At 72.1% G+C, this 10,581-nt stretch carries 9 protein-coding genes; 3 read left to right on the forward strand and 6 right to left on the reverse strand.

Annotation, left to right across the window (positions count from 1 at the left end; translation table 11 throughout):
* The first annotated feature begins 33 nt into the window (after nt 1-33).
* Entirely contained in the window at nt 34-2,253 is a 2,220-nt protein-coding gene (locus ABD287_RS10315) for an alkaline phosphatase family protein (RefSeq protein WP_344171629.1), read from the forward strand.
* Here ABD287_RS10315 and ABD287_RS10320 read toward each other — a convergent pair.
* The 6 genes from ABD287_RS10320 to ABD287_RS10345 all read right to left on the reverse strand — a co-directional run bounded on the left by ABD287_RS10320 (nt 2,201) and on the right by ABD287_RS10345 (nt 8,604).
* Nucleotides 2,201-2,764, reverse strand: a complete 564-nt coding sequence (locus ABD287_RS10320) for a DedA family protein (RefSeq protein ID WP_344171631.1) — start codon at nt 2,762-2,764, stop codon at nt 2,201-2,203. The genes ABD287_RS10315 and ABD287_RS10320 overlap by 53 nt on opposite strands.
* Entirely contained in the window at nt 2,761-3,510 is a 750-nt protein-coding gene (locus tag ABD287_RS10325) for an MBL fold metallo-hydrolase (RefSeq protein WP_344171633.1), read from the reverse strand. Before ABD287_RS10325 ends, ABD287_RS10320 begins: the two co-directional genes overlap by 4 nt.
* A gap of 51 nt (nt 3,511-3,561) precedes the next feature.
* Nucleotides 3,562-4,782, reverse strand: coding sequence for an EAL and HDOD domain-containing protein (locus ABD287_RS10330; protein ID WP_344171635.1), 1,221 nt, complete (start codon nt 4,780-4,782; stop codon nt 3,562-3,564).
* 94 nt (nt 4,783-4,876) lie between these two features.
* Entirely contained in the window at nt 4,877-5,521 is a 645-nt protein-coding gene (locus ABD287_RS10335) for a hypothetical protein (protein ID WP_344171637.1), read from the reverse strand.
* A 57-nt stretch (nt 5,522-5,578) separates the two neighbouring features.
* Complete coding sequence (locus ABD287_RS10340; RefSeq protein ID WP_344171639.1) at nt 5,579-7,219, reverse strand: GGDEF domain-containing protein; 1,641 nt, start codon at nt 7,217-7,219, stop codon at nt 5,579-5,581.
* Nucleotides 7,216-8,604, reverse strand: a complete 1,389-nt coding sequence (locus tag ABD287_RS10345; protein ID WP_344171641.1) for a hypothetical protein — start codon at nt 8,602-8,604, stop codon at nt 7,216-7,218. Before ABD287_RS10345 ends, ABD287_RS10340 begins: the two co-directional genes overlap by 4 nt.
* 140 nt (nt 8,605-8,744) lie before the next feature.
* On the opposite strand from ABD287_RS10345, the gene ABD287_RS10350 reads away from it, so the two are divergent.
* A complete protein-coding gene (locus ABD287_RS10350) occupies nt 8,745-9,491 on the forward strand; it encodes a S24/S26 family peptidase (RefSeq protein WP_344171643.1) in 747 nt (248 codons plus the stop codon).
* 160 nt (nt 9,492-9,651) lie between these two features.
* Nucleotides 9,652-10,476 carry a peptidoglycan DD-metalloendopeptidase family protein gene (locus ABD287_RS10355; RefSeq protein ID WP_344171645.1) on the forward strand — a complete coding sequence of 275 codons (825 nt, stop codon included), beginning with the start codon at nt 9,652-9,654 and terminating at the stop codon, nt 10,474-10,476.
* Nucleotides 10,477-10,581 lie beyond the last annotated feature (105 nt).

The raw sequence follows: 10,581 nt of genomic DNA on the forward strand, positions 1-10,581 counted from the left end.
GACGGCCGGCGCCGCTGTGCGATCGTTGAGGGCATGTCGGCGGCCAAGCGTCCCCCGGCATCCGGCTCCCGCGCCCGGGTGCGCCTCGGGCTGCGGGTCCTGCGGGACTGGCGGCCCACCGTCGCATGGGTGAAGTCGCTCCTGCGTAGCTTCGCGACCTCGTTCGTCGTGCTGGCCGCCACGCTCTGGCTGCTGCCGGGCATCACCTCCGGCGGCCTGGTGTCGATGCTGTGGCTGGTAGTGCTGGTCGCGGCAGTCGGCGCCGTGCTGCGACCGGCGATGCTCGCGGTGGCCACCATCGCCGGCGGCTACGTGGCGCTGCTCATCGGGATCTGCCTACAGGCCACCGTCATCTATGTGGCGTTGCTGCTGGACCCGAACGCGCAGATCTCCCACTTCAGCCTCGCGTTCGTCGCGGCCTGGGTGGCCGCCGCCCTCTCGGCGATCGTGCACTGGATCGCCGACGCCGGCACCGACGACGCCTTCCTCGCCGAGACGCTGCGCCGGATGACCCGGAGCCGCCAACCCGCCGGGCAGGCCCGCCCGCCCGGCCTGCTCATCATCCAGCTCGACGGGGTGGCCGCGCCGCTGCTCCAGTGGGCGGTGCGCGCCGGGAACCTCCCACAGATCGGGCATTGGCTACGTTCGGGCCGCTACCGGCTACGTCAGTGGCACACCGGCCTGCCCGCGACCACCCCGGCCGCCCAGGCCGGTCTGCTGCACGGGGTGGCCGACCAGATCCCGGCGTTCCGCTGGTACGAGAAAGACGTCCGGCGCCTGGTTGTGACCAGCCGGCCTGGTGACGCCGCGCTCGCCGAACGGCGCCTGAGCACCGGCGACGGCCTGCTGCGCCACGACGGCGTGAGCATCAGCAACATCTTCACCGGCGACGCCCCCACCAGTCTGCTCACCGTCAGCCAGGCTGCGCTGCCGACCCGTTCCTCGGCGTACGCGGCCTTCATGACCAGCCCCTACGGCCTGGCCCGCGGACTGGTGCTGGGCGTCGGCGAGCTACTCAAGGAGCTGCACCAGGCCCGACTGCAACGGCGCCGGCGGGTCTGGCCCCGGGTGGCCCGTGGTGGGGCGTTCCTGCTGCTGCGGCCGGTCACCAACGTCCTGCTCCGGGACCTCAACGTGTCATTGGTGGCCGAGCAGATGGCCCGGGGCGCCCCGACGATCTTCTGCGACTTCGTCGACTACGACGAGGTCGCGCACCACGCCGGACCGGCCAGGCACGAGGCGATGGCGGCGTTGGAGGGGCTGGACCGGGTCGTCGGCATCCTGTCCCGGCTGGCGGCCCACGGCGGGGCGCGGGACTACCGAATCGTGGTGCTCTCCGACCACGGGCAGAGCCAGGGCGCGCCGTTCCGGCAGCGGTACCAGGAGTCGATCGAACAGGTGGTGAGTCGGCTGTTGCGGTCGGAGGCCGTCGAGGAGACCGCCGGAGCCACCGCCGATGTCGAGGGTTGGGGCCCGGTGAACACCCTGCTCACCAGCGTCACCAGCCACGGCGGGGCGGCGGCGGCGGCGACCCGGGCGGCAACCAGGACCCGTTCGGCCGACGGCGAGGTGGCGTTGGGACCGGCCGAACGCGAGCGCCGGGCCATCGCTGACGCGGACGCCGACGCGGTCGTGGTGGCCTCGGGCAACCTGGCCATGATCTATCTGACCGGTCTGCCCGGCCAGGTGACCTGCCAGCGCATGGGCCAGGAGCACCCAGGTCTGGTGCGGGGGCTCGCCGCCCACCCCGGGATTGGCGTGGTGGTCATCGCCACCGAGGCGGACGGGCCGATCGCCGTCGGCGGGGACGGGGCGCACCGGCTCCGCGACGGCGAGGTGCGCGGCCGGGACCCGCTGGCGCCGTACGGGCCCCGGGCCCGCGCGGACCTGCTGGCCCACCAGGCGTGCGCCCACGTCGGCGACCTGGTCCTGATCAGCGCGGTCGACCCGGACACCGAGGAGGTGGCGGCGTTCGAGGAGCTGGTGGGCTGTCATGGCGGGCTCGGCGGGTGGCAGACCGCCGGGCTGCTGCTGCATCCGGCCCAGTGGTCCGACCCGGCCGGCGACGCCGAGCTGGTCGGCCCGGTGGCGGTGCACCGCCTGCTGGCCCGGTGGCGCGACGACCTGGGGCTGGGCCCGCATGGCGAAACCGGCGGGGGCAGCGGCGGCGGGGACAGCGAGGGCAGCGGCGCTGACGAGGTCAGCGGCGGGCTGCCGCAATCCGCCGAGCGAGTTCCAGAGACACCACGATGAGGGCGGCGGCGGCAGCTGCGACCGGAACGGCGAGCCAGGACCCGGCCAACGCCACCCCGCCGACGAGGCCGATCGTCGTGTAGAGGCTCGACCACAGCAGGCAGGCTGGAATGTTCGCCACGGCGAATCGACGCCAATCCATTCCGGCCACCGCCCCCGCCACCAGGACCGGCACGCGGCCGGCTGGCAGCATTCGCGAGACCAACAGCACCGACACCTGCCGCTCGGCCAGTTGACGGGCCAGGTTGGCGCTGCGCTCGCCCTCCCGCAACCAGCCGAACCGGCGGACCAGGCGCTCGCCGCCCCAGCTGCACGCGGCGTACAGGACGAGGTCGCCCAGGTAGGCCCCGAGCGCGCCGGCGATAATCACCAGGGGGACCGTGTAGACGTTCTGGTGAAGCGCGTATGCGGCGGCCGCGCTGACCGCCGGGCCGGTGGGCACCACCGGGGCCACCGCTCCGAATCCGACCAGCGCCGCCAACGAGAGCAGGATGCCGGCCAGGGTGGTCACGATGGCAGATCCAGAACGCCGCCAGGGGTCAGCACGGGGACGTCGAGCCCGATCGCGTGGTCGGCGAACCGCTCCCCCGGGTCGTGGAAAAGGTGCGGACGGACCTGGTCCATCCCGATCGGCCACAGCGTCCCGTAGTGGATCGGGACGGCCATGTGGGCGCCGATGCGGCGCACGGCCTCGGCGGCCTGGGTCGGGCTCAGGTGCCCCGGCCCCAGGCTGGGTCCCCAACCGCCGACCGGCACCAACGCGAGGTCGACCGGACCGAACGTCGACATGGCCGGGTGCAGCCCGGTGTCGCCGGCGAACCAGACGCTGAGACCTGCCTCGATGACGTAGCCGACGGCCTCGGCGTGCCAGCGGGACCAGTGGTGCCGACCGCCGTCGTGGGCCGCGGGCACCGCCCGCACCCGCACCCCGGCGACGGTGGTCTCCTGGCCCGCCGGCAGCTCGATACAGCGCTCGGCGAAGCTGTCGCCGAGCGCGTGCCGGACGAAAGCGCGGGCGCCGGCCGGAACCACCAGCGGCGCCTGTCCGCCGAGGCGACGCAGCGACGGCAGGTGCAGGTGGTCGGCGTGCAGGTGGGAGATGAGGACGACGTCGGGCTGGGTCAGCGTGGCCGGCGACAGCCCACGACGCCGGCGCAGGTGCGCCACCCGGTCGGTGAGCACCGGGTCGGTGAGAATCCGCACCCCGTCCAGCTCCAGGACGGCGGTGCTGTGGCCCCACCAGGTCAGCCGCCGCATAGTTACCGATCGTAGCCTCGGCAGCGACAATCACGGCAGCGTCGCTGCCGGTCAGGCCGAGCGGGCCGGGGCGCCCGGTTGGCTGAGCACGTCGGCGAGCACCCGGGCCGACCACGCGCCGGCGGCCAGGTACGCCTCGGTCAGCTCGCCGACCGGCAGCGGCCAGCCCATCGCCGGCGGCAGCCAACGCTCGTAGGCGCGGACCGCCCCGAGCACCTCACCGAGCTGTCCGGCGCCGCTGACCAGCGCCGTCGCCAGGGCCGCGGCCAGCGGCAGCCGGTCCACCACGTCGGCGATCGGGCTTCCGGTGAGCTCCGCGACCGCCAGCAGCAGACCGGCGGTGAACGCGGCCTCCCCCGGGGCGTGCAGCCGCTCGGCGACCAACTGGCACATTCTGGCCCGGCTGACCGCCAGCGTCAGGTATGCCTCGTTGGCGTCGGCCATGTCGGCGAACGCCATCATCGACACCCATTGCCGGACCCGGCCGGTGCCCAGCAGCACTACCGCCTCACGCACCGACGACACCCGCCGGGAGAGTCCGGAGGAGGCCGAGTTGGTGGCGTTGAGCAGCCGGAACGACAGCGCCGGGTCCCGGGCCACCATGGCGACGATCTCGTCCAATGAAGTGTCCCGGCGTTGCAGTGCCGCCATCAGCTGGACCCGACCCAGCCTTGAGGCCGACAGGGCGCCGCCGGCCTTGGGTTCCGGGCGGCTGAGCAGCGGACCTTCGAGCAGGCCGCAGCCCAGAAGCTTGGCGTAGGTGAGGTGGGCGCCGGTGGCGACCCCGCCGGCGATGAGAGTGATCCGACCCCGACGGCTGCCGAGTCGGCACTCGTCGGCCAGATCCCGCAGCGAGTCGGGGTCGGCGGCGAGGTCGAGAGTGAGGTAGCTGGCGACGTCCAGGAGCCGGGGGTCGGCGTTCACCGTGGCGCCGGTGAGGCCCACCGGGCGACCGGCGGCGGCCAGCGCCAGCACGTTGCGGGTGGCGGTCTCGTCCATCCCGGCCGCGGTGGCCATGACGACCAGACCAGGTCCGGCCGGCATCGCGTCCGGGTCGGCCAGCATCGACGGTGGCAGCGTCACGAAGCCTCGGCGTCCGCCGAGGTCGCCCAGCCGGGGGTCGGTGAGGACGCGAGCGGCGACGCCCGCCTCGGCCAGGGGTTCCGCGCCGCAGGGCGCGAGTCTGATCTCGTAGCCGACGAGCTGACGGCTCTCGTTGTGCACGGGTTGCCGGTGTAGCAGCACCGCGGCAGCGGTGACGGTGTCGGTCATCGAACCTCGCCCCGAACGTCTCGGCAGGGCCCGGGACGGGCCCGGGCCACGCGGTGTCGCCACCACGCGGCCCGGACTCGTCCACAGGGGTCTATCAGGTGTTCTGGGCTTCCCAGGCGAAGTTGAACGACAGGCTGTCGCCCTGGGCGGTGTTGGTGGCGTCCGAATCCATCGTGTACGTCACCCGGAACGCCCGCACCGTGTTGGCTGCGCTGGGGTTCCAACCCGGGTCGTAGCCGGTGGCGAAGTTCGACTTCGTCTTCAACGTCGGCTCGACGTAGTCGCCCGGCGCCACGGCGCTGACGGCCGACCAGCCGTTGGCCACGCCGCAGGTGTCGTCGACGTCGCCCATCTGGATGTACAAACGCAGCTCGGAGTCGAGCAACGCGCCGTCGGCCGCGCCATCGTTCTCGGCGAACGTGTTGATGTACAACCGGACCTCGGCCGCGACGTTGCCGTCGTACTCGACCTCGATGCAGTTGTTTCCTGTGCCGCCGGGCACCAGTCCGGTGACCGCGAACAGGACGTTGTCCGCGTCGTTCTCGGTCAGCGTCACGCTACCGGCAGCAAAGCTGTTGCCCTGGTTGTCGGTCACGCTGGAGAATGCCGCCTGGGTGGACTGCCAGACCAGCGCTGCGCTGGTCAGGAGCCCCACAAGCACGGCAGCGCCGCGGAAGCGTTCGCCGCGTGAGCGGCGCGGGGGAGGCACGCTCGGTGCCGCGTACGTTGGCCCATCCATGGCTTACTCCTCCTGCTGGTACTTACGTAGAGCGGCCGGGGTGGCGCTCACGGGGTCCTATCGGCGTAGCGAGTCACGGCCTGAGGGGTTTTCCTGAGCCGGAACGCTGTGCGGGTGTGACATGTTCGGCGCCTCCGCCGAACGGACGCGGTTGCGCCCGCTGGCCTTGGCGCGGTACAGGGCGGCGTCAGCGCCGGAGATGAGCTCGGCGGGGCTGAGCCCGTGGCCCGGGTACGAGGCGACGCCGATGCTGGCGGTCACCTGGGTGACGCCCTCGATCCGCGCCACCGCGCCGCGCACCCGTTCGGCGATCGCCAGGGCGCCCACCGGATCGGTGTCGGCGAGGACGATGCCGAACTCCTCGCCGCCGTACCGGGCGACCAGATGCGGTTCCTGACACTGCGAGTGCAACGCCTGGGCCACCTCACGCAGCGTCTCGTCGCCGGCCTGGTGCCCGTGGGTGTCGTTGAGTCGTTTGAAGTGGTCGATGTCGACCAGCAACAGGGCCAGATCGGCGCCGTTCTCGGCGGCCTGCGACACCCGTGCGGCGAACACCTCGTCGAAGCGGCGACGGTTCGCGACGCCGGTGAGGCCGTCGGTCTGCGACTGGGCCCGCAGCTGCTCGGTGAGGACCGTCACCTGGAGGGCGCTGGCAGCCTGGCTGGCGGCCTGTTCGGCGGTGTTGACCGCCCGCCGCTCGACTTGGCGTGCCCACAGGGAGGCGACGCCCATCTGCACGACGAGCGCGCCGACCGCCTGCTCCATCGCGATGGGGACGATGATGAGGCCGCGGGCGCCGGGCATGACCTCGGTCAGGGAGGGGTCACGCTCGGGATCGAATCGGGGACGCAGCAGGGTCTGACCGAGGGCGATCGCCGCGGCGACCACGGACGTGCCCATACGCGACGGGTCCGGGTGGCTCACGGTGATCCCGTCACCTTCGGCCACCACCATGACCGGCCGGCTCAGGAAGCCGGCGTTGGTCGCCGTCCGCGCCCGCAGGACGACCACAGCCCGGCGGGCGGCCAGCTCGCTGTTGGCGAACATGGCGAGCGCGGAGGCCACGGCCAGCGGCTCGGTCTGGGCGACGAGCGTCGCCCCGAACTGCTGCAACGCCTCGCTGTCGTACCGGCGGCGGCGTAGCTCGCGTTCGTTGCTGGCGGCGAACGAGGCGGTGCCGATCACCGCGGCCCACATGGCGCCGAAGTACAGCCAACGGTCGAGCGCGTTCGCCTGTTCCACACCGGGCAGCAGCTCGGCGCGGACGGCCTCCAACACCAGCCAGGCCAGAATGGTGTGCCACACGGCCAGCTTCACGCCGGTGCGGAACGACGCCAGAAGCGTCACCGCGACGCCGTGCAGCACTACCAGGTACGCCACCGGACTCATCAGAGCGCCGGTGGCCCACCAGCCGAACGCCAGCAGCACGCCGTCGCCGAGCAGGGAGGCTGTGAGCGAGAACCGGACCAGACCGCGGCCCTGGTCCCGGACCAGCAGGGTCAGGCTCGTCAGGGCGGGCCAACCCACCGCCAGCGCCAACCAGACTGCGGGTCCGCCGTGGATCTGGTGCCCGCTGAAGTGCGACAGGGTCGCCGCCATTGCGATGATGAGCGCGCCGAAGGCGCTACGGGCGCGGAGCATCCACCGCAGCCGGTCGCCGACCGGCGCCAACTCGCCAGGCTTGTATCCGGTGGTCACTCCGCACCTCCTCTACCGATGGCGCGCCCACGTCTGTCGACGGCTTCATCCGACCTTTCGGCAGAGTCCAACCCGGGGTTGACGAAATTCAGGAAGGGTTCGCGGGAAACCGGGGCCAGCGACAACTTGGGGTCGCGGCGGTCCAGACGGTCCTGGGTGAGCAGGAACAGCAGCATCGCACCGAGCGGGATCATGGAGAATCCGGCGGCGCTCCCACCGACCGGCAGGACGTCTTCCATATCGCCCAGCAGCTGGCCCACCGATGCTCCGGCGCGGCCGAACCAGGCGGCCACGTCCTTGCTGGCGCTACGGACAGCGTCGCCGGCACGGCCGATGGCGCTCTTGCTGCCGCCGTCGCCGTCGCTTCCGCCGTCGCCGGTCACCGGCGCCGGGCCTGGCGCCGTCGGGGAAGCCGAGCCCGAGGGGGCGGCGCCGGACGCGCTGGTCGAGGCGGTGGGGCTGGAGTCCGCCCGTTCGGTCGGGCCGACCGTGACCTCCGGGGCGCCGGTGGTGGGCGCCAGGGGCGCCGAACTGGGTCCGGCCGGGCTGGGCGCCGGCTCAGTCGTCGCCGGGGTGGTCGTGGGCGGCCGGGTCGTCGGCGCGACAGTCGTGGGCGCGGTGGTCGTCGGGGCGACAGTCGTAGGGGCCGTGATCGTCGGCGCCGCGGACGACGGCGCAGCTGAGGTCGGCGCCGCAGACGACGGCGCCGCAGACGACGGCGCTGCCGACGGCGCGGCCGAGGTCGGCGCCGCGGACGAGCTAGTCGACGGGCTCGGGGTCGGCGCGGTCTCGATGCCCCAGACCAGGGTCGTCTGGTCCAGAGCGGCGCCCTGGAGCAGGTTGTCCTCAACGTCCGGCGTGGGGTCGAACGTCATGGTGATCCGGAAGACCCGTGACTCATCCGGGCCGGGGACCCAGCCGGTCGGCTCACCCAGCGCTGAGTTCAGCTCGGTGACGGTCATGGTTCCGGGGTAGATCTCCGCGCCGGAGAAGCCCGCACAGTCGCCGAAATCGCCTGCTGTGTCGGCGTCGCCGAGCTCGACCGCGATGTGGAGGTGATCGGCCAGGCTTTCGCCGTCGGGGACCGCGGCGTCGACGAAACCGCCGACCGCGAAGCGGACCTCGCTCGCGCCGGCCGCGCCGCCGTAGGTCACCGCGATGCAGTTGGTGACCTGTTGATCGGGCGTCATCGCGGATACGTTGAACAGCGCGGACCCGCCGTCGTTGCTGAGCAACGGCGCGCTGGCCACATGGCTGAGACGCTCTGGGGCTTCCTGCGGCGGCGCCATCGTCACGATGGCGAGAAGGCTGACAGCTCCGAACGCGAGCATCAGCCACACAGCACCCCAGGTGCCGTGTTGTTGGCGCCGTGCCTTTTGGGGCATGAGTCCTCCGCGGGCCGTCTGCTCGTCGCGGTCCTATCGGCCACCGCGAACCCACACTGAGGCCCTGAGCCGTCTGATTTCCTCAACTGGAGCGGGCCGCCGCCGACCTTCAGCGGTGACACCATCGCCAGGGGGGCAATATGTCAGCACCATCCCGCGAGGCCGCTGAGGCGGCTCAGGTAGCAATCCCGTCGACCCCGGTCGTCGACTGCGCGGACTGCTGCTCGCACAACCACAGCGACCAGACGCCCGCAGGGCCGCCGATGCCGGGCACCCTCCCGCCCGGCCCGCAGGCGACCCCGCCGGCCCCGATGACACCGGACGTGGCGCCGCCGCCCGTGCCCGGACGCGGGCGACACCAGGCCCACCGACGGTGGCCCGACCAGCTACGCGACACCGGCGTCAGCGCCCTGGGCCTCGTCCGCGGCCTGGTGCTGACCTTCGCCGTCGGAATGATCGCCTGGTCGGTGCTGCCGGCGGCGTTCGGCTGGACCACGTCGGTGGTCGTCACCGGCTCCATGGCCCCGGCGATCCGGGTCGGCGACATCGTCGGCGCGGCGCCGATCGAACGGGAACGGATCGACAAGCTCGCGCCCGGCACCGTGCTGCTCATGGACGACCCGGCCAAGCCCGGAAAGCTCCTGCTGCACCGTCTGGTCGGCAAGACCGCCGACGGCAACCTCGTCACCAAGGGCGACGCGAACGAAGAAGCCGACAGCACCGCCGTCCCGCAGGAGAGCGTCCGCGGCGTCGCGCGACTGCGGGTGCCGGCCATCGGACTGCCGGTGCTGTGGGCCCAGCACAAGCACTACGTGCCGCTGGCCGCGCTGGGCGTCCTCATGGTCACCATCGTGTTCTGGCGTCCGCGCCGCTCCCACGAGCTCTGACCGCAACCCGTTCGCACCGCCACGGCGACGGCAAGCTCTCCTGCGGCAGCGACCTTGGAATCAGGGCGCGCGGCACCACCCCATCATCCGATAGCGCCCCAGGATTGGAGCCTTCGAGATGGGCAGGTCACGCCACCTCGCGATTACCGTTCTGGCGACCGTGGGCGTCGTGCTCGGCGTCCTCGCCGGCACCTCGACCACAGCCGAGGCAGCGGCCGGCAGCGGCGTCATCAAGAGCGGCAACGGTCAGCTCAATATCCGCGCCGGCGCTTCGACAGTCACGGCACGGGTCGGACTGATCCGGAACAAGGCGCGCATCTCGATCGTCTGCCAGCAGGTTGGTCAGAAGGTCTTCGGCTCAGTGCGAACGACAATTCTCTGGGACAAGATGCCTAACGGGCGCTTTGTCTCCGACGCCTACGTCGTCCGCAGCTCCCAGCGGATCCCACGCTGCTCCACCGCCGGCCAGGTCGCCCCGCCGGCCACCCGGCCCGTCACCCCCACGACCCCGGCGACCCCGGCGGTCAGCAAGGCCGGTTGGACCAACCCGATTCCGGGCCTCGTCGGCAGCGGGTTCCGCACCAAGACCCGCCCCACCCACGACGGCATGGACGTGGCCGCGGCCAAGAACACCCCGATCCGCTCCGCCGCCGCAGGCGAGGTCATCGGCGTCTACTGCAATGTGCCCAAGGGCTACAGCTGCGACAAGGACGGCTCCGTCAGGATCTCGGGCTGCGGCTGGTACCTGGAGATCGAACATGCCGCGAAGGTCGTCACCCGGTACTGCCACCTCATCCGTAAGCCGATCGTGGTCGTCGGACAGCGCGTCAGCGCCGGCCAGCTGATCGGATACGCGGGCAGCTCCGGCAACTCCTCCGGACCGCACCTGCACTTCGAGATCCACACCACGGCGCCGCCGGCCACCCGGGCCAACGCGGTGAACCCGGTGACGTTCCTCAAGGCCAAGGGCGTCGCCCTCAGGTAACCGTCCTCATTGAGGTGATCTCAACGAGGGTTCGGTAGGTACCGGTATTCGAAGTGGGTGAGGTGGACGGCTGCGCGGACGATGTCGCCGAGGTTTCGGGGGCTG

This window comes from Pilimelia columellifera subsp. columellifera (genome assembly GCF_039532605.1).
Classification (GTDB): domain Bacteria; phylum Actinomycetota; class Actinomycetes; order Mycobacteriales; family Micromonosporaceae; genus Pilimelia; species Pilimelia columellifera.

What these genes read in the sequence shown, in the direction of transcription:
- ABD287_RS10315 (WP_344171629.1), top strand. Translation starts at nt 34, where the DNA reads ATGTCGGCGGCCAAGCGTCCCCCGGCATCCGGCTCCCGCGCCCGGGTG.
- ABD287_RS10350 (WP_344171643.1), top strand. Translation starts at nt 8,745, where the DNA reads ATGTCAGCACCATCCCGCGAGGCCGCTGAGGCGGCTCAGGTAGCAATC.
- ABD287_RS10345 (WP_344171641.1), bottom strand. Translation starts at nt 8,604, where the DNA reads ATGCCCCAAAAGGCACGGCGCCAACAACACGGCACCTGGGGTGCTGTG.
- ABD287_RS10335 (WP_344171637.1), bottom strand. Translation starts at nt 5,521, where the DNA reads ATGGATGGGCCAACGTACGCGGCACCGAGCGTGCCTCCCCCGCGCCGC.
- ABD287_RS10330 (WP_344171635.1), bottom strand. Translation starts at nt 4,782, where the DNA reads ATGACCGACACCGTCACCGCTGCCGCGGTGCTGCTACACCGGCAACCC.
- ABD287_RS10325 (WP_344171633.1), bottom strand. Translation starts at nt 3,510, where the DNA reads ATGCGGCGGCTGACCTGGTGGGGCCACAGCACCGCCGTCCTGGAGCTG.